The organism is Pseudomonas sp. GW821-FHT09A09 (genome assembly GCF_059418405.1).
Genome location: NZ_JBWKPU010000058.1, coordinates 1 through 22,983, shown reverse-complemented (window position 1 = coordinate 22,983; position 22,983 = coordinate 1). Strand labels below are relative to the sequence as shown.

At 62.3% G+C, this 22,983-nt stretch carries 18 protein-coding genes; 13 read left to right on the top strand and 5 right to left on the bottom strand.

Annotation, left to right across the window (positions count from 1 at the left end; translation table 11 throughout):
- The first annotated feature begins 301 nt into the window (after positions 1–301).
- Both AC07OV_RS29370 and AC07OV_RS29365 read left to right on the top strand, forming a co-directional pair.
- Positions 302–1,219 (top strand): hypothetical protein, encoded by a 918-nt coding sequence (locus AC07OV_RS29370; RefSeq protein WP_495093539.1) that lies wholly within the window; start codon positions 302–304, stop codon positions 1,217–1,219.
- A 251-nt stretch (positions 1,220–1,470) separates the two neighbouring features.
- A complete protein-coding gene (locus AC07OV_RS29365; protein ID WP_178924950.1) occupies positions 1,471–1,908 on the top strand; it encodes a carboxymuconolactone decarboxylase family protein in 438 nt (145 codons plus the stop codon).
- 38 nt (positions 1,909–1,946) lie between these two features.
- Here the strand turns inward: AC07OV_RS29365 and AC07OV_RS29360 are convergent, their stop codons facing one another.
- A complete protein-coding gene (locus AC07OV_RS29360; RefSeq protein WP_495093538.1) occupies positions 1,947–4,100 on the bottom strand; it encodes a TonB-dependent siderophore receptor in 2,154 nt (717 codons plus the stop codon).
- A 620-nt stretch (positions 4,101–4,720) separates the two neighbouring features.
- Positions 4,721–5,617 carry a helix-turn-helix domain-containing protein gene (locus AC07OV_RS29355; protein ID WP_494999218.1) on the bottom strand — a complete coding sequence of 299 codons (897 nt, stop codon included), beginning with the start codon at positions 5,615–5,617 and terminating at the stop codon, positions 4,721–4,723.
- 139 nt (positions 5,618–5,756) lie between these two features.
- On the opposite strand from AC07OV_RS29355, the gene AC07OV_RS29350 reads away from it, so the two are divergent.
- From AC07OV_RS29350 to AC07OV_RS29340, 3 genes are read left to right on the top strand one after another with little or no spacing between them, the layout of a single operon-like run.
- The gene (locus tag AC07OV_RS29350; RefSeq protein ID WP_176999028.1) at positions 5,757–7,115 is read left to right on the top strand and encodes a glutamine synthetase family protein; all 1,359 of its coding nucleotides are present in this window, start codon (positions 5,757–5,759) and stop codon (positions 7,113–7,115) included.
- Positions 7,116–7,139: 24 nt separating this feature from the next.
- Positions 7,140–8,228, top strand: coding sequence for a polyamine ABC transporter substrate-binding protein (locus tag AC07OV_RS29345; protein ID WP_071484558.1), 1,089 nt, complete (start codon positions 7,140–7,142; stop codon positions 8,226–8,228).
- Complete coding sequence (locus AC07OV_RS29340) at positions 8,225–9,517, top strand: NAD(P)/FAD-dependent oxidoreductase (protein WP_495093537.1); 1,293 nt, start codon at positions 8,225–8,227, stop codon at positions 9,515–9,517. Before AC07OV_RS29345 ends, AC07OV_RS29340 begins: the two co-directional genes overlap by 4 nt.
- A gap of 377 nt (positions 9,518–9,894) precedes the next feature.
- Here the strand turns inward: AC07OV_RS29340 and AC07OV_RS29335 are convergent, their stop codons facing one another.
- Positions 9,895–10,788: a LysR substrate-binding domain-containing protein gene (locus AC07OV_RS29335; protein WP_495093536.1), complete on the bottom strand. Its 894-nt coding sequence runs from the start codon at positions 10,786–10,788 to the stop codon at positions 9,895–9,897.
- Positions 10,789–10,900: 112 nt separating this feature from the next.
- Between AC07OV_RS29335 and AC07OV_RS29330 the strand changes: the two genes are divergently transcribed.
- Genes AC07OV_RS29330 through AC07OV_RS29320 form a run of 3 tightly spaced genes read left to right on the top strand, consistent with a single transcriptional unit; the run spans position 10,901 to position 13,158 of the window.
- On the top strand, positions 10,901–11,905 hold the full coding sequence (locus AC07OV_RS29330) for an aldo/keto reductase (RefSeq protein WP_494999190.1): 1,005 nt from the start codon (positions 10,901–10,903) through the stop codon (positions 11,903–11,905).
- A gap of 16 nt (positions 11,906–11,921) precedes the next feature.
- Positions 11,922–12,719, top strand: a complete 798-nt coding sequence (locus AC07OV_RS29325; protein ID WP_495093535.1) for an SDR family NAD(P)-dependent oxidoreductase — start codon at positions 11,922–11,924, stop codon at positions 12,717–12,719.
- A gap of 28 nt (positions 12,720–12,747) precedes the next feature.
- On the top strand, positions 12,748–13,158 hold the full coding sequence (locus tag AC07OV_RS29320) for an SRPBCC family protein (RefSeq protein WP_495093534.1): 411 nt from the start codon (positions 12,748–12,750) through the stop codon (positions 13,156–13,158).
- Between the two features lie 137 nt (positions 13,159–13,295).
- Here the strand turns inward: AC07OV_RS29320 and AC07OV_RS29315 are convergent, their stop codons facing one another.
- Entirely contained in the window at positions 13,296–14,687 is a 1,392-nt protein-coding gene (locus tag AC07OV_RS29315) for a sensor histidine kinase (RefSeq protein WP_495093533.1), read from the bottom strand.
- Positions 14,665–15,348, bottom strand: coding sequence for a response regulator transcription factor (locus AC07OV_RS29310; protein WP_003219726.1), 684 nt, complete (start codon positions 15,346–15,348; stop codon positions 14,665–14,667). The genes AC07OV_RS29315 and AC07OV_RS29310 overlap by 23 nt, the downstream gene beginning before the upstream one ends.
- 404 nt (positions 15,349–15,752) lie before the next feature.
- Between AC07OV_RS29310 and AC07OV_RS29305 the strand changes: the two genes are divergently transcribed.
- The 5 genes from AC07OV_RS29305 to AC07OV_RS29285 all read left to right on the top strand — a co-directional run bounded on the left by AC07OV_RS29305 (position 15,753) and on the right by AC07OV_RS29285 (position 22,901).
- A complete protein-coding gene (locus AC07OV_RS29305) occupies positions 15,753–16,646 on the top strand; it encodes a hypothetical protein (RefSeq protein ID WP_176999036.1) in 894 nt (297 codons plus the stop codon).
- A 261-nt stretch (positions 16,647–16,907) separates the two neighbouring features.
- Positions 16,908–17,246, top strand: coding sequence for a hypothetical protein (locus tag AC07OV_RS29300; protein WP_495093532.1), 339 nt, complete (start codon positions 16,908–16,910; stop codon positions 17,244–17,246).
- Positions 17,247–17,342: 96 nt separating this feature from the next.
- Positions 17,343–18,581, top strand: a complete 1,239-nt coding sequence (locus AC07OV_RS29295) for a TolC family protein (RefSeq protein WP_495093531.1) — start codon at positions 17,343–17,345, stop codon at positions 18,579–18,581.
- The gene (locus AC07OV_RS29290) at positions 18,574–19,800 is read left to right on the top strand and encodes an efflux RND transporter periplasmic adaptor subunit (RefSeq protein WP_495093530.1); all 1,227 of its coding nucleotides are present in this window, start codon (positions 18,574–18,576) and stop codon (positions 19,798–19,800) included. The genes AC07OV_RS29295 and AC07OV_RS29290 overlap by 8 nt, the downstream gene beginning before the upstream one ends.
- On the top strand, positions 19,797–22,901 hold the full coding sequence (locus AC07OV_RS29285; protein ID WP_495093529.1) for an efflux RND transporter permease subunit: 3,105 nt from the start codon (positions 19,797–19,799) through the stop codon (positions 22,899–22,901). The genes AC07OV_RS29290 and AC07OV_RS29285 overlap by 4 nt, the downstream gene beginning before the upstream one ends.
- The last annotated feature ends 82 nt before the right edge of the window (positions 22,902–22,983 follow it).

Genomic DNA, 22,983 nt, shown 5'->3' with positions numbered 1-22,983 from the left:
GTGCCGAGTGTTGGGGCAAGAGCCCTTTGGTTACTTTGGGGCTCTTTTCCAAAGTGACCCGCCGTAAGGGCGGAACCATAAGCCGCCATCACCCAAACAACGGATATGTACTAACCCCCCATCAAACAAACCGATCTCCCAACTCGGTGCCTTGCCCAGACAGCCCACAAACAAAAAACCATGGGAATTCTACTGACGCCAAGCTTCAGTAAAGTCTTAGTCGTGTGGGTACCTTGTCTGGCAGCTAGCGCAGGCGCAAGCCTTCTACCATGGGTAACTATTCCATAGAAGGTGTGTACTTATGCATATTCAAAAAACGCCATTTATCTCACCAGCACAGCCCGCATCTTCTCTCCATAACCCCCCTGTCTCAGCCCCACCCCGAAGCATTGAAATAACATCCACTACAACGTCGGATGCCGGCGAAACCTCCAAGTTGGACAAGGTCAGCGACCCAAAGCTAGAAATTAAAAAAGAGGCCACGTCGCCGAATGGGCTGTATCAAGTAAGTTACTCACTGTCTGCGCCGGGCGCAGGTTTGACCAATATCACCTTTCCAATCGTTATCGACGAAGGCCTCCAAAGGAAATCGGCCAAGGACGGAGGGGTTTATTACGCGATGCAATTCGACATTAATAATGAAAAAGGCAAACGCTTAGGAGGCGGCTACATCGGGATACAGCCGCGTGGAGATGGCAGGGCACTCATTACGTTCTCTGGATTTGGTCCACATTTTAAAGCGCCGCAAGGAACCTCCGAGGCGGATGGGGGTAAAGGGGGCAGCAACAGCACAATGGTGGATTTCAAGTTCGGCAATAACTACAACCTCACGATAGAGCGAGACCCTGAGAACCCCAAGAGGCTGAGCGGATACATTCAGGATGTGACAGACCCTGGTAATCCTGGGCCCAAGCAACATGTAAAAGACCTTGATGTTGATCAGAACGTTGCGTTGTCCGGTAGGAATATCGGTTTTGTCGAGCAATACGGTGCGAAAATCAACCGAAGTTCTCAGGTTGCCTCGACTCAAGGTAGTTTTTCTGCGCCTTTTACTACCGATGAAAACGGCAAGACCAAGGTCGGAGCGATTAAAGGCCTGGGTTTGTATGGCCGGTACAAGAACTCGATAGTCGGCAGTCAAACGGTGACCAAGGAAGCCGGAGTCGGCAAAGAGATAAAGTTTTCTTTTCAGGGTGTAGGTTATGAAAAGAACACCTGATGTGTGATTAGTGGAGGCTGTATTTAAACTTTAAAACTGGGCGGACTCATGCAAGTGAGGCCTCCCAGAACAGTTTTGCGAGGCTGTGCGCCTCAGCACAGGTGGCCAGTACTGAAGCAATGCGCTGTTCCCCAACAGGTTTGAGCCAGCCCATCACATTGGTCACCCATTCTTCCCCCAAATTGGATATTCCTCCCCCAGGCCCCGATGACTAACCTAGCCATCAACCCCCACTGTCCTGGAGCACCACCATGCAAACCCGTACCGACTTCTACACCGCCTCCCCAGACGCCATGAAAGCCATGCTCGCCCTGGAAGCCGCCACCGGCAAACTGTCCATCGAACTGCCCCTGCTGGAACTGATCCGCCTGCGTGTATCGCAAATCAACGGCTGCGCCTTCTGCCTCGATATGCACACCGCCGACGCCCGCAAAGGCGGCGAAACCGAACGTCGCCTCTACACCCTGTCCGCCTGGCGCGAAACTCCGTTCTTCACCCCGCGTGAACGCGCTGCACTGGCCTGGGCCGAAAGCCTGACCCTGATCAGCCAGACCCACGCCCCGGACGAAGATTTCAATGCCCTGGCCGCCGAATTCAGCGCCCAGGAACAGGTCGACCTGAGCGTAGCCATCGCCACCATCAACAGCTGGAACCGCCTGGCCATCGGCTTTCGCAAAATGCCTAAATAACCCCACCTCCTGTGGGAGCCGGCTTGCCGGCGATGGCGTCAGAAGTTCACCGAAGCACTCAGGCGTGCCGTCAGCGGCGCGCCCTGGAACAGGTAGTCATCGCCCAGGTATTCGCCCGCGTCGCGCCAGTAGCGCTTGTCGAACAGGTTGTCGACGCTCAGGCGAAACACCGTTTCATAGCCGTCAACCTTAGTGGTGTAACGGCTGCCCACATTGACCACCGCGTAATCCCCCACTTCCACATTGCCGGTGCGGTTGGCGTATTTCTTGGCGCTGTATTGCACACCGCCCAGCACCGCCAACCCGTTCACCCACGGCAACGCATAATCGGCATACACACTGGCACGCAGCTTGGGCACGTTGATCGCTTGGTGGCCTTCATACTCCGGCGTACCGCTGCCGGTCACCCGTGCGCGAATCGCGGCCACACTGGTTGCGATCTGCAAGCGGTCGGTGGCCCAGCCGTTGGCCGACAATTCCAGCCCGGTGTTTTTCTGCTCGCCTTGCTGCACGTAGGTGAAGAGACCGGTGCCGTCGGGCTTGGCGTACTGGTAGGCCTGGCGGGTCTGGAACAGGGCGGCGGCGAAGCTGATGCGGCGCCAGTCGTATTTCACGCCGGTTTCGATCTGGCGTGAGGTGGTCGGGGCCAAGGTTGTGCTGTTGTTGGTCGCGAACCAGGGGGCGGTGCCGCCCAACGACAAACCTTTGCTGTAGCTGGTGTACAGCGAGATATTTTCCACTGGCTTGTAGATCAACGCGGCCTGGGGCAGGAACACGTATTGCTGGGTGTGACGCGTCTGATCGCCAGTGGTGCCGTCGAAGGCCTTTTCATCCAGGCGCACTTCGCGGCCACCCACGATGGTTTGCCATTGCTCGTTGAATGTGATGCGGTCGGTGATAAACAACCCGTATTGGCGGCTGTCGAGGTTGCGATGGCTGTCGTTCAACGGTTTGTCGGTTGGCGTGAAGCTCGGTGCATCTTCGTTGATATTGCCGCTGCCGATGTACTCGTTGACTGCTTCGCGCTTGTCGACCACCCGGCGAAACGCGCTGGTACCAAAGGTCAGTTCGTGGCCCAGGCCTGCTGTGTCGAACAGCCCGGTCATGGCCGCCTGCACTTCATCGTCCCGGCGTGTGTCGTCGGGGCTGCGGTAGTCGTAGATGTCGTAGTCACCTTCGGGGCTGAAGGTGTTGGCGTTGCAAGTCCCTACGTAATAACAGCCCCACGCAAACGAACTGTAATCATCAATCACCACCTTGCTGCGCGCCGCACTGACGCTGCCTTTCCACTGGTCACTGAAACGGTATTCAAACTTGCCGTTCAGGTTCAGCGAGTCGATACCCACCTGATGGGAGCCAGTCTGGTGGCCGAGCAGTTTTTTCGGCGAGGCGTCATGGGGCACTTCGGTGCCGCCGAGCAGTTGATAGCCCGGCACCGAACGTTGGTTCTTGTTCTGGTATTCGGCGTCCAGTTGCAGCAAGGCGTCGGGGCTGATGTTCCAGTCGAAGGCCAGGGACACGAAGTCACGCTGGCCGTTGGCGTGTTCCACATAGGAATTGAGGTCTTCATGGGCCACGTTGGCGCGCAGGCCGAACTGCTGTTCGCTGCCAAACCAGCCGCCGACGTCGGTTGCCACATAACCGCTGCCGCGGTCGTCGGTGGACACCGTCACCGAGCGCACGTCTTCGGGTCGCTTGGTCACGTAGTTGATCACGCCACTGGGCTCGGAAATCCCGCTTTGCAGGCCGGCCAAGCCTTTGAGCACTTCCACTTGCTGCTTGTTTTCCAGGGCGACGTTCTGCTCCCCGGTGATGGTGCGCCCGTTGATCTTGTAGCTGCTCGCCGCGTTCAGCGAGAAACCGCGCACCACGAAGTTTTCGTAGTAGCCGATGGGCGCGTAGCTGTCGCCCACCGAGGCGTCGTTGCGCAGCACTTCACTGAGCAGGCGCGCTTGCTGGTCCTTGAGCATGGCCGCGTTGATCACCGTGATCGAGGCCGGGGTATCCAGCAGTGGCGCTTCGTCGAAGCCGGCGACCGAGGCGGTTGAGTTGCGGTAGCCGGATTCATCCTGGCCCTGGACGTTTACCGCCGGTAATTCCAGTTCTGCGGCGAAGCTGCTGCCGATACCGCCTGTGAGCAGCAGGCCGAGGGCGAAACGTGAAGGGGCGAACGGACGAAAACGCAACACCATGGGGTCGGGCCTTAGAGCACAGGGGCAGAGGAGGGCGCATAAGCTAGGTGGATCGACGGGGTTTTACAAGTTATTGAGAATGGTTCTGTCGCGCCACAGGATCAATTTTGGGAGATGACTTGCCTGCGAAGGCGGTATGACGGGCTACTAGGATCGAGTGCATATCCGTTACTTAGGTAACGGCCACTTAGGGTTCCGCCCTGACGGCGGGTCACTTTTGGAAAAGAGCCCGGAATGCCGGCCCAGCCAAAAGTAACCAAAAGGGCTCTTGCCCCAACACTCGGTGCCTCGCCTAGGCTCGGCATGCCCGAACGAAGGCTTGAATCCGTGGGCCGCCGCCACGCGCCATCCATGGCACGGGGCGGCTAACCCGGCGTCCTGCCGGGTTACCCACGGATTCAAGCCTGCGTTCGGCCAGCGTGTTTGACGGGGCGCCTAAGATCAAAAGCAAGAGCACGGCGGCCTAGTAGCCGACCTGAGTGGTTGGATCAAAGGCAGGTACGTGTAGGAGCTGGCTTGCCGGCGATGCAGGCACCTCGGTGAAACAGGTACACCGCGTTGATGCCATCGCAGGCGAGCCAGCTCCCACAGGGGATGTGCAGTGTCAGAGGGATTGCCATTCAGAGGGCGCGTTTGAGGGTTTCGCTAGGCAGTTCCTGGAACAGCGCCCGGTAGCTGTTGGAAAACCGCCCCAGGTGCCAGAACGACCAGTTCATCGCCACTTCGGCCACGGTGGTGTCACTGGCACTGAGCAGTTCGCGCCGCGCCCCGTTCAGCCGGCGCAACCTCAACCACTGTGCCGGGCTCATGCCGGTGTAGGTCTTGAACCCTTGCTGCAACTGGCGCAGCGGCACCCCGGCAATTTGTGCCAGCTCCAGCAGGTTGACGGTCTCGTCCGGCGCATCCGCCGCCCATTCGCCGATGCGCGCCATCAGCCGGCGTTCTTCACTGCGCTTTTGCAATGAGCTGCGGTCCAGGCACACACAAGCGTTGTCGAGGATAAACAGGCAGTCGTCGAGCAGTTGTTGGGTGAGGGTGTCGCGGCTGACGGGGTCGATCACCGTGGACAAGCGCGTCAACGTCCCACTGAGCCAGCGGGTGAACAATGCGTTCTGCTGGCAGGTCAGCGGCGCCATGAACAGGCCTTCGAGTTTCGCCACGTCCAGGCCTTGGCGCTGCACGAATTGCGGGCCGAACACCACCGCCACTTCGCGGTAGTTCTCGGGGGTGATCCAGGTGTTACGGCTTTCGCCATTGAGCATGTACAGCGCGTTGTCGCTGCCGTCGAAACAGAACGCCAGGGCACCGGGCGGGGCATTGAAATGCTGCTCGACGCGGGTGTTCATGCACTCTTCGTACACCTCCACGCCCTGCAGGTCGAGGTAGCGGATCTGCCCGGCGAAATGCCCCGGGGACATCTGCTGGTACTGCTGCACCCAACCGGGTGTCGCATTGCATTGGGCGGCTACATCACCGGTGGTGAAGGCCTGTACGCGCAAGGCTGTTGCCTGTGTCATGGGTGATCCGTGCGCACTCTATTGGTGCGTTGTGGTTCGTGCAAAGTGGATAGATGCCGTTTGAAGGCCGGCCCAAGATAGACCTCAATGCGCCAGGAGTACAAGCCGGCGCATGCACCCAACCCATGACGAGGTCCTTATGAACGCCCCCTTCGATCAGCTGTCCGCCTGGCTGAAAGAACACAAGATTACCGAAGTCGAATGCGTGATCAGTGATCTGACTGGCATCGCACGCGGCAAGATTGCACCCACCAACAAGTTCCTGCATGAGCGAGGCATGCGCCTGCCGGAAAGTGTGCTGCTGCAAACGGTGACCGGGGACTTTGTCGACGACGATATCTACTACGACCTGCTGGACCCGGCCGACATCGACATGGTCTGCCGCCCGGTGTCCAACGCGACCTACGTGGTGCCGTGGGCCATCGAGCCCACCGCGATTGTGATCCACGACACCTTCGACAAACAGGGCAACCCCATCGAGCTGTCGCCGCGCAACGTGCTCAAAAAGGTCTTGCAGCTCTACACCGATCAAGGCTGGCAGCCGATTGTCGCGCCGGAAATGGAGTTCTACCTGACCCAGCGTTGCGAAGACCCGGACCTGCCGCTGAAAACCCCGGTAGGCCGCTCCGGCCGCGCCGAAACCGGGCGTCAGTCGTTCTCTATCGACGCCGCCAACGAATTCGACCCGCTGTTCGAAGACGTCTATGACTGGTGCGAAGCCCAGGGCCTGGACCTCGACACGCTGATCCACGAAGACGGCCCGGCGCAGATGGAAATCAACTTCCGCCATGGTGACGCCCTGGACCTCGCCGACCAGATCACCGTGTTCAAGCGCACCCTGCGTGAGGCTGCGCTCAAGCACAACGTGGCCGCGACCTTCATGGCCAAGCCGGTGGCCGACGAGCCGGGCAGCGCCATGCACCTGCACCAGAGCGTGGTGGACATTGCCACCGGCAAGCCGGTGTTCGTCGATGCCGACGGCAACAAAAGCCAGCTGTTCCTGCACCACATCGGCGGCTTGCAGAAGTACATCCCCAAGCTGCTGCCGATGTTCGCACCCAACGTGAACTCGTTCCGCCGCTTCCTGCCGGACACCTCGGCGCCGGTCAACGTGGAGTGGGGCGAAGAGAACCGCACCGTCGGCCTGCGCGTGCCCACGTCCAGCCCCGATGCCATGCGCGTGGAAAACCGCCTGCCGGGCGCCGATGCCAATCCCTACCTGGCCATTGCAGCTAGTCTGCTGTGTGGCTACCTGGGGATGATTGAGCAGATCGAACCGAGTGCGCCGGTGGAAGGCCGCGCCTACGAGCGCCGCAACCTGCGCCTGCCGTTCACCCTCGAAGATGCGTTGGCGCGCATGGAGGACTGCGACACGGTCAAGCGCTACCTGGGCGACAAGTTCGTGCGCGGCTACGTCGCGGTCAAGCGCGCTGAGCATGAAAACTTCAAGCGCGTGATCAGTTCCTGGGAGCGTGAGTTCCTGCTGTTGAGCGTCTAAAAAAACCAATAAAGGGGTGTCGATATGCGTCTTGTGAAAAAGCTTCTCCCGCTGGCTCTTGTCGCGGCGTTCAGCAGTGCCGGCCAGGCCGCTCAAACGGTGAGCGTCTATAACTGGACCGACTACATCGGCGAGACCACCTTGGCCGACTTCCAGGCCAAAACCGGGATCAAGGTGATCTATGACGTGTTCGACTCCAATGAAACCCTGGAGGGCAAGCTGCTCGCCGGGCGCACCGGCTATGACGTGGTGGTGCCGTCCAACCACTTCCTGGCGCGCCAGGTAAAGGCCGGAGCGTTCCTCAAGCTGGACCGTTCGCAGTTGCCCAACTTCAAGAACCTGGACCCCAAGCTGCTCAAGCTGCTGGAAAAGAATGACCCCGGCAACGCCCACTCGGTGCCGTACCTGTGGGGTACCAACGGCATCGGCTACAACGTCGACAAGGTCAAGCAGGTGCTGGGCATCGACCATATCGACTCGTGGGCGGTGCTGTTCGAGCCAGAGAACATCAAGAAGCTGAACCAATGCGGCGTGGCGTTCCTCGACTCGGCCGATGAGCTGTTCCCGGCGATCCTCAACTACATGGGCAAGGACCCGCGCAGCGAGAACCCCGAGGACTACAAGCAGGCCGAAGCCAAGCTGCTGACGCTGCGGCCGTACATCACCTATTTCCATTCCTCCAAGTACATCTCGGACCTGGCCAACGGTGACATCTGCGTGGCCTTCGGTTATTCCGGCGACGTGTTCCAGGCGGCCAACCGCGCCAAGGAAGCCAAGAACGGCGTGAACATCGCCTACTCGATTCCCAAGGAAGGCTCCAACCTGTGGTTCGACCTGCTGGCGATTCCCGCCGATGCCAGCAACCCCAAGGAAGCCCATGCCTTCATCAACTACCTGCTCGACCCTGAGGTGATCGCCAAGGTCAGCGCCTCGGTGGGTTATGCCAACGCCAACCCGGCGGCCAAACCGTTCATGGCCCCGGAACTGGTGAACAACCCTGAGGTGTACCCGTCCCAGGAAGTGCTCGACAAACTCTACATTTCCACCACGCCCACCCCGGCGACCATGCGCCTGATGACCCGCGCCTGGAGCAAAGTGAAGACCAACAAATGATCGCGTCCAACGACCACGCCCGTTCCTATTACCGGGCTACGGCCAACGCCATGCAGCAGCGCCTGTCACTGGGCGCCGACCTGAGCGCCGATGTGTGCGTGATCGGCGGCGGGTTCACCGGGGTGAATACCGCCATCGAACTGGCCCAGCGCGGGTTGTCGGTGATCCTGCTGGAGGCTCGACGCATCGGCTGGGGCGCCAGCGGGCGCAATGGCGGGCAACTGATCCGTGGCATCGGTCATGACGTGTCGGGGTTCGCCAAGTACGTGGGCGAGGAGGGCGTGCGTTACCTGGAGCGGGCCGGGATCGAGTCGGTGGAGTTGGTGGGGCAGCGCATTCGCGATCATCAGATCGACTGCGACCTGCGCTGGGGCTTCTGCGAGCTGGCGAACACGGCGGCGCAATTCGCTGCGTTCAACGCTGAGCAGGCGCACCTTGCCGCCCTGGGCTATGCCCATCAAACCCGCCTGGTCGGCCCGCAGGACATGCAACAAGTGGTCGGCTCTACGGTGTACGCCGGTGGCCTGGTGGACATGGGCTCCGGGCACCTGCACCCGCTGAACCTGGTGCTGGGCGAGGCCCAGGTGGCCGAGTCCCTCGGGGTGCTGATCTATGAGAACACCGAAGTGCTGGAGCTGATCCATGGCGAAAGGGTGCAAGTGCGCTGCGCCGGCGGCACGGTGCGCGCTGACACGCTGGTGTTGGCCTGCAATGCCCACCTTGAGGAGCTGGAGCCGCGCCTGAGCGGAAAGGTGCTGCCGGCGGGCAGCTACATCATCGCGACCGAGCCCTTGTCAGCGGAACTGGCCAACCAGTTGATCCCGCAGAATCTGGCGCTGTGCGACCAGAAGGTCGGGCTGGATTACTACCGGCTCTCTGCCGACCGTCGCCTGTTGTTCGGCGGCGCCTGCCATTACTCCGGGCGCGATCCGGCGGACATCGCGGCCTACATGCAACCGAAGATGCTCAAGGTGTTCCCGCAGTTGGCCAATGCCGCCATCGAGTTTCAATGGGGCGGCAAGATCGGCATCACCGCCAACCGCTTTCCCCAGGTGGGGCGGTTGAAGCAGTACCCCAACGTGTTCTACGCCCAGGGCTATTCCGGGCATGGGTTGAACGTGACCCACTGGTGCGCAAAATTGCTGGCCGAAGGGATTCACGCCGGCCACAGCACCGGCCTGGATATCTTCAGCCAGGTGCCACACATGACCTTCCCGGGCGGCAAGGCCTTGCGCTCGCCGCTGCTGGCGCTGGGCATGCTCTGGTATCGCCTGAAGGAATTGGCCTGAAACCTCTGTAGGAGCCGGCTTGCCGGCGATCGCGGAGGTCCAGTTGACTGATGCGGTGGCTGATACATCGCCATCGCCGGCAAGCCAGCTCCCACATTTGGATCTATGCCTGGCCGGGAAGCTGGGTGCGCCACTGATCCCCTGTAGGAGCCGGCTTGCCGGCGATCGCGATGGTTCAGTCGACTTATGCGGTGGCTGATACATCGCCATCGCCGGCAAGCCAGCTCCTACATTTGGATCTATGCCTGGCCGGGAAGCTGGGTGCGCCACTGATCCCCTGTAGGAGCCGGCTTGCGGGCGATCGCGGTGGTCCAGTTGACTGATGCGGTGGCTGATACATCGCCATCGCCGGCAAGCCAGCTCCTACAGGGGATCGGTCAATCCTTGGGTTCGGTGAGCACTTTGCGGAAGGTTTCTACCAATGGCCGCAGGTTGATCCGGTGCCATGCTGCCCACAGCGGGGTGCTGTAGGTCAGCCATGGCAGTTCGCGAAGGACCACGCCGGGCGGCGCGTTGCGGCTCAGGCCTTTTTGCACCATGGCCACGCCCAGCCCCGAGGCCACCAGGCCCAGGGCGGTGAACGGCTCGCTGGCTTCCATGGGGATCTGCGGGGTGAAGCCGGCGCGGATGCAGGCGGCCACGAAGTCATCGGTGGGGCTGGCGCCGGGTTTGCGTTGTACGCCGATCCACTCCTGCTCCGCCAGGTGCTCGGGCAGCAGCGTTTTTTGGTGGGCGAGGGGATGGTGCTCGGGCAAGGCCAGCAACATCGGGTCGTCCAATACTTGCAACGCGGTCAGGTCCGGGTCATCAGCAGCCGGTGGTTCGCCCACCAGTGCAATATCCAGGCTGCGCTGACGCAAACCTTCGAGCTGTTCCAGTGAAGGCAGGTTGTACAGCTTGATGTGCACGGTCGGGCGGTCGTCGCGCAATACCCGCAAGGCATTGGGCAGCACGCCGGCATGCATGGCGTTCTCGATATAGCCGATGCACAGGCCGCCTTCTTCACCGCGTCCCAGGCGCTTGCCGAGAGACTCCAGGCGATTGGCATGGGTGAGCAACGCCTTGGTTTCGGCCAGAAAGGTCTGGCCGTCGCGGGTCAGGCGGATGCGCTGCTGGCTGCGTTCGAACAGGGTCAGGCCCAGGCGTTCTTCGAGCTGGGCGATCTGCCGGCTCAACGGCGATTGGGAGATGTGCAAGCGCTCGGCGGCGCGGCCGACGTGTTCTTCTTCGGCGACCACTTCGAAGTAGCGCAATTGGCGTAGGTCGATCATGTTAGACCTCGTAGGACTCAAGTCGGTCGAAGTATGTCTTGGACGGTCCGATCCACGCAACCTACGATCTGCTCAACGGTCACCGCGACCACGAACCGATTGAGGATTCACCATGAGCTTGAAAGACAAACTGCCCGGCCCACTGGGCTTTGGCACCGCGCCACTGGGCAACATGTTCCGCGCCATTCCCGAAGACGAGGCCCAGGCCACCGTCGAGGCGGCCTGGAACCAGGGCGTGCGTTACTTCGACACTGCGCCGTTCTACGGCTCGGGCCTTTCCGAGATCCGCCTGGGCCAGGCCCTGGCGCAGTACAACCGCGACGACTTCGTGCTCAGCACCAAAGTGGGTCGGGTGATTCTCGATGAAGTCGAAGAAAGCGCCCGCGACCTCGGGGAAAAGAGCGGCGTGTTCGAACACGGCCGCCCCAACAAGATGCTCAACGACTACAGCGCCGACGCCACGCTGCGTTCGATTGAAGACAGCCTGACCCGCCTGAAAACGGACCGTCTGGACATCGTCTGGATCCATGACATCGCCCAGGATTTCTACGGCGACCAATGGCTGGAGTACTTCAACCAGGCCCGAACCGGCGCCTTCAAGGTGCTGACCCGCTTGCGTGAAGAGGGCGTGATCAAGGCCTGGGGCCTGGGCGTTAATCGCGTGGAACCATGCGAATTGACCCTGGACCTGAGCGAGGCGCAGCCCGACGGTTTCCTGCTGGCCGGCCGCTACACCTTGCTGGACCACGAGCGTGCTCTGCAACGCCTGATGGACGCTGCCCACGCACAGAACGTCGAGTTTGTCGTCGGCGGCCCTTACAGCTCGGGCATCCTGGCCGGTGGTGCGCACTTCGAATACCAGAAAGCCAGCCCGGCGATCATCAGCAAAGTCGAGCAGATCAAGGCGATTGCCCAGGCCTTCGGCGTCAGCGTGAAAGCCGCTGCACTGCAATTCTCCCTGGCGCATCCGGCTGTGGCTGCTGTAATTCCGGGTGCCAGTCGTCCGGGGCGGATTGCCGAAGACGTCGCGGCGTTGTCAGAAACCATTCCGGCAGCCTTCTGGCTGGCCCTGCGCGACGCCCGATTGATTTCGGACCGCGCACCTCTGCCGCTCTAACTCAAGGAATCTTGCGATGAACATTGATGTAAGTGGAAAGGTTGCCATTGTCAGCGGCAGCACCGCCGGGATCGGCCTGGGTATCAGCCAGGCCCTGGCGCAGTCCGGCGCGACCGTGGTGGTGATCGGGCGTGAAAAGAGTAAGGTCGACGAGGCCCTGGCCAGTATCCGCCAGGCGGTGCCGGGCGCCGACCTGCGTGGCCTGGTGGCCGACCTGGGCACGGCCGAGGGCGCGCAAACGTTGTTCGCCGCCGAACCCCGCGCCGACATCCTGGTCAACAACCTGGGCATCTTCAATGATGTGGACTTCTTCGAGGCGCCCGACAGTGAGTGGACGCGCTTCTATGAGGTCAATGTGATCTCCGGCGTGCGCCTGGCGCGGCACTATGTGCCGGGCATGGTCGAGCAGGGCTGGGGGCGGGTGATCTTCCTGTCGTCGGAGTCCGGCGTGGCGACCCCGGCCGACATGATCAACTACGGCGTGACCAAGAGCGCTAACCTGGCGGTGTCCCACGGCCTGGCCAAGCGCTTGGCGGGTACTGGGGTGACGGTCAATGCGGTGTTGCCGGGGCCGACGTTTACCGATGGCCTGAAGCATATGCTCAAGGACGCCACCGCCAAGTCGGGGCGCAGTGCGCGGGACGAGGCCGATGTGTTTGTGCGCCAGGCGCGCCCCACGTCGATCATCCAGCGTGCGGCCAATGTGGATGAAGTGGCGAACCTGGTGGCGTACATTGCCTCACCGCTGTCTTCGGCAACCACAGGCGCGGCATTGCGGGTCGACGGTGGTGTTGTCGACAGCATGGCGATCTGAATTCTTTTAATGGTGTGGAGTATTTATTGTGGCAACAGCCTCTTCTGTAATTGAAGTTCCGGTATCGGCCGATCAGGTCTGGCAATTGGTGGGCGGCTTCAACGCGCTGCCGGACTGGCTGCCGTTTATCGTCAAGAGCGAGCCAAGTGACGGCGGCCGCGTACGCCATTTGCAAACCGCTGACGGCGGGGTGGTGGTCGAGCGTTTGCAGACGTTTGACAACGTGGCCCGCACCTACAGCTACACCATCGAGCAATCGCCGTTCCCGGTGAGCGCGTACCTGGCGACCTTGCAGGTTGAGGCGTTGACCGACTCGTCGGCGAAAGTGACCTGGTCCGGTGTGTTCACGCCGGCTGCGGGCACTACCGATGCGGCGGTGGAAGAGTTGTTTGCCGGCGTCTACAGCGGCGGCCTTGAGGCCCTGCGCGCCAACTTCTAACCCGACTCGCCAGACAACACAAATCCAATGTGGGAGCTGGCTTGCCTGCGAAAGCTGTGTATCAGTCACCGGAATTATTGACTGATCCACCGCTATCGCAGGCAAGCCAGCTCCCACAGGGTTGTGTGGGGGTTGTGTTATTCGGGCATGAGTTGTTGGCGGCACTCGAGGATCAGGCGGGCGCCGCCTTGTTCGCTGGTGCCCACCTCCAACTTGAACCCATGCAAGTTGATGATCGCCGCCACAATCGACAAGCCCAACCCGAACCCGCCTTGCTGGTCGCTTTCATCCACGCGATAGAAGCGCTGGAACACCGCGTCGCGTTCTGCCACCGGTATGCCGGGGCCGGAGTCGTGCACTTCAATGCGCGTGCTGCCCGCATCATTGACCCCGCGCAAAATCACCTCGCCGCCCGATGGGGAGAACTTGATCGAGTTGCTCAGCAGGTTGGCCAGGGCTTCGAACAACAGGGCGCGGTCGCCGGTGATCCACGGCAGGGATTCCGGGGTTTCGAGCCGCAGTTGCAATTCACCTTCCTCGGCCAGCGGCAGGTAGAAGTCGTGCAGTTCGCGCAACAGCGGCAGCGGGTCCATGACCAGGAAACCTGAGCGGCGCTGGTGGTCTTCCAGCTCCGAGATGCGCAACAGCCCGCGAAAGCGCGCCATCAGGGTGTCGGTTTCGGCAATGGCGTCATCGAGTTTGACCGCGTAGCCCGAGTCTTCTTCAGCTTCCTGCTTGATGCGGTACAACTGCGCCCGCAGGCGTGTCAGCGGCGTGCGCAGGTCGTGGGCGATGTTGTCGCACACGCCCTTGACCTCGTTCATCAGCTTCTCGATGCGGTCGAGCATGGCGTTGACGATGGCTGCGAGCATGTCCAGCTCATCACGCCGGTTCGACAGCGGCAGGCGGTGAGTGAGGTCGCCGGCCACGATGGCTTCGGCGCTCGCCTGGATCCCGCGGATACGCCGCAGCGGGCGACGCCGCAACAGATGCCAGCCGGCCGCACCGGGGATGATGGTCAGGGACAGTGCCCACAACAGCGCATGCCAGATGATCCGGGTCACGCCGAACAGCGAACCGTTGGCGCGCACCAGCACCAGCCAGCGGCCGTCTTCGGTGTGGGTGGCCACGGCGTCGCAGCTGTCCTTGGGCAGTTTCGGGTCGTCGGAGTCGACGCAGTTGGCCAGGGCGTGGATCTTGCCGTCCAGCGGCAGGTCCGGCGGCACGGCGCGAATCGGCCCGCTCAAGGGGCGGAACTGTTCATCGAACAGGCCATAGGCGTCCACGCCCTTCATGTCGAAGGTCATGCTGGTGGTCAGCGCTTCGACCAGCTCTTCGCCGTCGAAACGCTGGAACAGGTGCTGGCGCTGCATCAGGGAATGGCGCGACAGGTCGCCCAGGTAACCCGACACTTCGTAGTACAGCACCCCCATGAGGATGCAGCTCCACGCCACGAACAACGAACTGTAGAGCGCCAGCAAGCGGCTGCTGGAAGAACGCCAGCCCTTAGAGGGGTTCAGCAATGACATAGCCGGAGCCTCGTACCGTGCGGATCAGCGGCGTGAGGCCCGGTGGATCGATTTTCTTGCGCAGGCGACCGATGTGCACGTCGATCAGGTTGGTGCCCGGGTCGAAGTGGTAGCCCCAGACTTCCTCGAAAATCATCATCCGCGACAGGATCTGGCCGGTGTTGCGCATCAGGAATTCGAGCAACTTGTACTCGGTGGGCAGCAGGCTCAGGGGTTGCTCGGCGCGGCTGGCTTCGCGGCTGATCAGGTTCAGTTCCAGGTCGGCCACGCGCAGGGCGGTCTCGAACTCCTTCACGGTGCTTTTGCGGCGCAGCAGCACTTCGACGCGGGCGGCCATTTCGTCGGAGGCGAACGGCTTGGTCAGGTAGTCGTCGCCCCCGGCGCGCAGGCCACGGACTCGCTCGTCGACATCGGAGAGGGCGCTGATCATCAAGATCGGCGTCGACACGCCGATGGTGCGCAGGGTGGTCACGATGGCCAGGCCATCGAGTTCCGGCAGCATCCGGTCGAGGGTGATCAGATCGTAATCACCACTGACGGCACGGACCAGGCCTTCGCGGCCGTTGTCCACCCAATCCACATCCAGTCCATGGCTACTCAGCTCGGCGACGATCTCGCGGGCTGTTACGGCGTCATCCTCGATTGTCAAAATACGGGTCATAGGATTACCTGGTGAGCGGTTCACACGACAGAAGTGGGGCCATTTTGCCAAGAAATGCCTGAACGCTTCCTAAATTAAACTTCATCTTGGCAAAACCGACACATTTTCATGTTGCAACACTTCCTTCTGTGGGAGCTGGCTTGCCTGCGATAGCGGTCTATCAGGCACCGCACGGGGCAGCAGGTAGGCCGCCATCGCCGGCAAGCCGGCTCCTACACGTTTGGCGGGAGTGCATAACGCCCGCCGCAATCGATCAGTTCTTGCAAGTTGCACGGTCCTAGGAAGTTCAAGTTATTTAACGCATTGAAAAACAAGGCATTTTATTTTTGTGACGACTGGCATGGTGCCTGCACTGTCCCTTTTGAGACTTGTAACACCATTTTTCTGCCAGGAGTACAACAACAATGATCACATCCTCATCCACGCTGCAAGAGTCGAGCACGCTCTCCGGGGTTTCCTGGGGGGCGATCTTTGCCGGGGCCGCTGCGGCGGCGGCATTGTCCCTTATCCTCGTTTTGCTGGGCTTTGGCCTGGGTTTCTCGGCGGTGTCGCCGTGGGCCGACAGCGGTGTCAGCGCCAAGGGGCTTGGCATTTCCACGATTGTCTGGCTGGCCTTCACCCAGATCGTCGCGTCGGGCCTGGGCGGCTACATCGCCGGCCGGTTACGCGTGAAGTGGGCCAATATGCACGGCGATGAGGTGTACTTTCGCGACACCGCCCACGGTTTCCTGGCCTGGGCCGTGGCCACGTTGGTGACCGCGATGCTGGTGGTCGGCTCCGTCAGCAGTGTGGTCGGTGGCGGCGTCAAAGCCGGTGCGAGTGTGGCTTCGGGCGCAGCCCAAGCCGTCGGCAGCGCCGCCCAAGGGGTGAAAGGCGATGACTTCGGCTACTACGTCGACAGCCTGTTCCGTGACGACCGCCCGGTTGCCGTCAGCGATGACGCGGCCCACGGCGTGGTAGCGCGCATCTTCACCCGTACGCTCGCCAACGACGGCCAACTGGCCCCAGAGGATCGTGCCTACCTGGCCCAGTTGATCAGCCAGCGCACCAACCTCAGCCAGGCTGACGCCGAAGCGCGTATCGACAAAGTCTATGGCGACGCCCGCAAAGCCGTGGAAGATGCCAAGCTCAAAGCCAAGCAGGCTGCTGATACCGCTGCGAAAGTCGCCGCCTATACCTCGCTGTGGACCTTCATTTCCCTGCTGATCGGTGCGTTCTTTGCCAGCTTCGCTGCTACCTACGGCGGTCGCCGCCGTGATGCAGTGGTGTATGTCGAAACCGAACACTTCGTACGTTAATTCAAGGAGAACATCATGCGCTCATTACTGCTGTGGTTCCTCGGTGTGCCTATCCCGGTCATCATCCTGATCGCGATCTTCATGCACTGATCCCGAGTCTGGCTCGGTCCCCTGTGGGAGCGGGCTTGCTCGCGAATGCGGTGTGTCAGCGACTGATGAGTTGGCTGACACGGCGCTTTCGCGAGCAAGTCGAATCGTCGCACCGCCGCTCCCACATTTGTTAATGGCGGCTTAACACGCGCTTGGCTAGACTCGCGCCCCATGAGCCGCCTTCTCCGTATCATCCTCGTCATGCTGCTGAGCCTCACGCTTCCCCTCACCGGGATGGCGGGTGTGCCGTCGAGCACCGAGCCTTGTCCGATGAAGATGAGCGACATGCGCCTGATGAGTGACATGTCCCCCGACTGCTGCCAGGACGGCGTCGACCATGGCAAAGCGTGCAAACCCGGGCAGGAATGCAAGACCGGCGGCCTGTTGCAATTGTCGATGCCGGTGCTCAAGGCGCCGCTGACCCTGGCCCATCCCCTGGCAGCAAACTTCGCTTCGGACTTCATCCCCGACCGCACGCCGTCCGGCGTCTGGCGCCCACCCCGTTCCTGATTCCTGTAGCACCTCAAGCCTCATTCCGCTCTCGGGATGACCTTGCTGTGGGCCGCATAACGCGGCGCGCAGTGCAACAGATCAGGAATCTTCACCATGAATGCCCTCTACCTGCGCGCCCTGATGATGGGCGTGCTGGCGTGGCCGGCGTTAGCGAGCGCGCTGACCCTGGATGACGCCCTGCGCCTGGCGCAAAACAACGCGCCGTCGTTGACGGCCGAGTCGGCCAAGTTGCACGCCGCGACCCAGGCAGCGATCCCGGCCGGCGAGTTACCCGACCCCAAACTGGTGGTCGGCTTGCAGAACTTCCCCATCGGCGGGCCCAATCGCGGCACGTTGTATGGCGATGACATGACCCAACAGATGATCGGTATCCAGCAGCAAGTGCCCAGCCGCGACAAGCGCAAGGCACGGGTGGAACTGGCCGATGCCACCGTCGAACGCACGGCCGCCGAAGGGCGTATCGAACGCCTGAACGTGCGCCTGGCCACCGCCCAGGCATGGATTCGCGCTTATGCGGTGGAGCAAAAGCAAGCGCTGTTCCCGGCGTTCTACCAGCAAAATCGGTTGCTGCAAGACAGCGTGCGCGCCCAGTTGGCGGGTGGGCGTGGCCAGGCGTCGGATGCGGTGATCCCCCGGCAGGAAGCCGCCGACCTGAACGGGCGCGAAGACGAGCTGACCGAGCAACGTGCCCAGGCCCGTGCAGCCCTCAAGCGCTGGATCGGCCCGGCCGCCAATCAAGCCCCCAGCGGCCTGTTGCCCAACTGGACCCTCGACAGCCACGGCCTGAGCCACAACCTGCACCAACACCCCGAGCTGCAAGCCTATGCGCCGCGTACCCGCGAGGCCGAAGCACGGTTGCAGGAAGCCAAGGCGCAAAAGACCTCGGATTGGAGCTGGGAAGTCGACTACGGCCATCGCAGCCGTGAGTTCGGTGACATGGTCAACGTGCAGTTCACCTTTGACCTGCCGATTTTTCCCGGCCGCCGTCAGAACCCCGGCATCGCCGCCAAGCAGGCAGAGCTGGACCAGCTGGACGCCGAGCGTGAAGCCGCCACTCGCGAGCATGTGCAGATGCTCGACGACGACCTGGCGCAGTACCAGCGCCTGGACCGGGCGGTGCAACGCAGCCAGGACAGCCTGGTGCCGTTGGCCGAGGAAAAGGTGCGCTTGAGCCTGGCCGGTTATCGGGCGGGAAAGGCTGACCTGATGAGCGTGGTCAGCGCCCGTCGCGAACTGGTCGAAGCCCGTTTCAAACAGATTGATGCCTTGGAACAACGCGCCCTGGTCGGCGCCCAGCTGTATTTTGCCTATGGGGAACCTGCCAATGAATAATCGAATCGTGGCTGCGCTAGTGCTGCTGGGGCTGGGCGCAGGTTATGGGCTGGCACAGCTGCATCCCACCGCTTCGGCACCGGCTAAAGACGACAAAAAAGCGCTGTATTGGTACGACCCGATGTACCCGCAACAGCAATTCGACAAGCCCGGCAAGTCGCCCTTCATGGACATGCAGCTGGTGCCGCGCTACGCCGACGGTGGCGCCGCAGCCGCAACGCCTGCGGTGCAGATTGACCCGCGCCAGGCCCAGAACATTGGGGTGCGCCTGGCGCCGGTAACCCGGGGCGTACTGACCACGACGCTGGACGTGTCGGGCACCCTGGCGTTCAACGACCGTGACGTGGCCGTGGTGCAGGCGCGGGCGGCGGGGTTTGTCGAGCGGGTCTACGCCCGGGCACCGGGGGACGTGCTCAAGGCCGGGGCGCCGTTGGTGGACATCTTGGTACCCGAATGGGCAGCGGCCCAGGAAGAGTTCCTGGCACTGCGCCGCAGTGGTGAGGCCAGCCTGATCGGCGCCGCCCGCCAGCGCCTGCGCCTGAGTGGCATGCCCGCAACGTTGATCGCACAGATGGAGCGCAGCGGCCAGGTGCAGTCGGTGTTGACCGTCACCAGCCCGTTGAATGGCGCGCTGCAGACCCTGGAGGTGCGCGAGGGCATGACGGTCGCGGCGGGGCAGACACTGGCGCGGTTCAATGGCCTGGATCAGGTGTGGTTACAGGTCGCCGTGCCCGAAGCCCAGGGCGCTGCCTTGTACGTGGGGCAAAGCGTGCAGAGCCGCTTTGTCGGTTTGCCGGGCAAAACGCTCACCGGCACGGTCAGTGCGATCCTGCCGGCCACGGCCCTGGACAGCCGCACCGTGCAGGTGCGTGTGGAGATGCCCAACCCCGACAGCACCTTGCGCCCCGGCATGACGGCCCAGGTCAGCCTGGCGCAAGGCAGCGCGCAACCGGTGCTGCAGGTGCCCAGCGAAGCCTTGATCCGCACCGGCAAGCGGGTGCTGGTGATGTTGGCCGAGGAGGGCGGTCATTACCGGCCCGTCGAGGTGCACGTGGGGGCTGAAAGCCAGGACCAGACCGCAGTCGTCAGCGGCTTGCAGGAAGGCCAGCAGGTGGTCGCGTCCGGGCAGTTCCTGCTCGATTCCGAGGCCAGTCTCAAGGGCATCACCGCGACCCCTGCCGAAGCCGCGATGAACATGCAGCCGGGAGCCCAGCCATGATTGCCTTGTTGATTCGTTGGTCGGTGGCCAACCGCTTCCTGGTGTTGCTCGCCACGCTGTTCATCACGGCGTGGGGTGTCTGGTCGGTGCAGAACACGCCGGTGGACGCCTTGCCGGACCTCTCGGATGTGCAGGTGATTATCCGCACGCCGTACCCGGGCCAGGCGCCGCAGATTGTCGAGAACCAGGTCACCTACCCCATGACTACCACCATGCTCTCGGTGCCGGGGGCCAAGACCGTGCGTGGTTTTTCGTTCTTCGGCGACAGCTACGTGTACGTGTTGTTTGATGAAGGCACCGACCTGTACTGGGCGCGCTCGCGGGTGCTGGAATACCTCAGCCAATTGCAGGCGCGCCTGCCGGCGTCGGCCAAACCCTCGCTGGGGCCTGACGCCACGGGAGTGGGCTGGATCTACCAGTACGCCTTGGTGGACCGCACCGGCCAACATGATTTGGCGCAATTGCGCGCCTTGCAGGACTGGTTCCTCAAGTTCGAGCTCAAGACCCTGCCCAACGTGGCGGAAGTGGCGACCATCGGCGGCCAGGTCAAGCAGTACCAAGTGCAACTCGACCCGTTGGCGCTGGCCAGTCGCGGGATCACCCAGGCGCAGGTCAAGGAGGCCATCGACAAGGCCAATCAGGAAACCGGTGGTTCGGTGCTCAACCTGGGCGAATCCGAATACGTGGTGCGGGCTTCCGGCTACCTGAAAAGCCTGGCTGACTTTCGCGCCATTCCGTTACGCCTGGACGCGAACAACGTGCCGGTCACCCTCGGCGATGTGGCCAACATCCAGTTGGGCCCGGACCTGCGCCGGGGCATCAGTGAGCTGGACGGTGAGGGCGAAGCGGTGGGCGGCGTGGTGATCCTGCGCAGCGGCAAGAATGCGCGGGAAGCCATCGCGGCGGTCAAGGTCAAGCTCGACCAGCTCAAAGCCAGCCTGCCGCCCGGCGTGGAGATCGTCACCACCTACGATCGCAGCAAGCTCATCGACCGCGCCGTGGACAACCTCAGCCACAAGCTGCTGGAAGAGTTCCTGGTGGTGGCGCTGGTGTGCGGGATTTTCCTGTGGCACCTGCGTTCGTCCCTGGTGGCGATTATCTCGCTGCCGGTGGGGGTGCTGATCGCCTTTATCGTCATGCGCTTCCAAGGCATCAACGCCAACCTGATGTCCCTGGGCGGCATCGCGATTGCCATCGGCGCGATGGTGGACGCGGCGGTGGTGATGATCGAGAACGCCCACAAGAAAATCGAAGCCTGGCACCACGCCAATCCCGGGCGGGAGCTGAAAGGTGAAGCGCACTGGAAGGTGATGACGGAAGCGGCGGTGGAGGTTGGCCCGGCGCTGTTTTTCTGCCTGCTGATCATCACCTTGTCGTTCATTCCGGTGTTTACCTTGCAGGCCCAGGAAGGCCGCCTGTTCGGTCCGCTGGCCTACACCAAGACCTACGCCATGGCGGCGGCTGCCGGCTTGTCGGTGACCTTGATCCCGGTACTGATGGGCTACTGGATTCGCGGGCGCATTCCCGATGAACAGCGCAACCCGCTGAATCGGGGCCTGATCAAGCTCTATCAACCGGCCCTGGACGCCGTGTTGCGTTGGCCGCGCATGACCTTGCTGGTGGTGTTGCTGATGGTCGCCAGTGCGCTGTGGCCCGTCTCGAAACTGGGCGGTGAATTCCTGCCGCCGCTGGATGAGGGCGACTTGTTGTACATGCCGTCGGCGTTGCCGGGCTTGTCCACGCAAACGGCGGGCGAGTTGCTGCAACGCACCGACCGGCTGATCAAGACCGTGCCCGAGGTCGCCCATGTGTTTGGCAAGGCCGGGCGCGCCGAAACCGCCACCGACCCGGCGCCGCTGGAGATGTTCGAGACCACTATCGAGTTCAAGCCCAGGGACCAATGGCGCCCCGGCATGACCCCGGACAAACTGGTGAAGGAGCTGGACCGTGTGGTGCAGGTGCCGGGCCTGACCAACATCTGGATCCCGCCGATCCGCAACCGCATCGACATGCTCGCCACCGGGGTCAAAAGCCCGATTGGCGTGAAGGTTGCGGGCAGCAACCTGATGCAGATCGACGCCGTGACCCAGGCCGTGGAGAAGGTCGCCAAAGGCGTGCCGGGCGTGAGTTCGGCGCTGGCTGAGCGCTTGACCGGCGGGCGTTACATCGACGTGGACATCGACCGTGCCGCTGCCGCGCAATATGGGCTGAACATCACTGATGTGCAGTCGATTGTGTCGGGGGCGGTGGGCGGCGAGACCATCGGCGAGACCGTGGAAGGCCTGGCACGCTTCCCGATCAGTCTGCGTTACCCCAAGGAATGGCGCGACTCGGTGCAGGCGCTGCGAGACCTGCCGGTGTACACACCGAAGGGCAGCCAGATCACCCTGGGCACGGTGGCAAAAATCGAGGTCAACGATGGCCCGCCGATGCTCAAGAGTGAAAACGCGCGGCCTTCGGGCTGGGTGTATATCGACGTGCGTGATCGTGACTTGGCGTCGGTGGTGAAAGACCTACGCACGGCTATCAACGCGCAGGTGCACCTGCAACCGGGCATGAGCCTCAGTTATTCGGGGCAGTTCGAGTTCCTGGAGCGCGCCAATCAGCGTCTGAAATTGGTGGTACCGGCCACATTGCTGATCATCTTTGTGCTGCTGTACCTGACCTTTCGCCGGGTGGAGGAGGCGTTGTTGATTCTGGCGACGCTGCCGTTTGCCCTCACGGGCGGGGTGTGGTTGCTCTACTGGCTGGGCTTCAACCTGTCGGTGGCCACGGGTGTGGGGTTTATCGCGTTGGCGGGGGTGTCGGCGGAGTTTGGCGTGATCATGCTGCTGTACCTGAAAAACGCCTGGGCCGAGCGCAAGGACGGCAACCTGCTGGCCGCTATCAGCGAAGGCGCGGTGCTGCGGGTGCGGCCCAAGGCGATGACCGTGGCGGTGATCATCGCCGGGCTGTTGCCGATTCTGCTGGGGGGCGGCACGGGCAGTGAAGTGATGAGCCGCATTGCTGCGCCAATGATTGGCGGGATGCTCACGGCGCCGTTGCTGTCGCTGTTCGTTGTCCCGGCGGCGTACTACCTGATGCGTAAAGCCAAACACTAACCAAAAAATGTGGGAGCTGGGGTGGGGGGGGGGGGGGGGGGGGGGGGGGGGGGGGGGGGGGGGGGGGGGGGGGGGGGGGGGG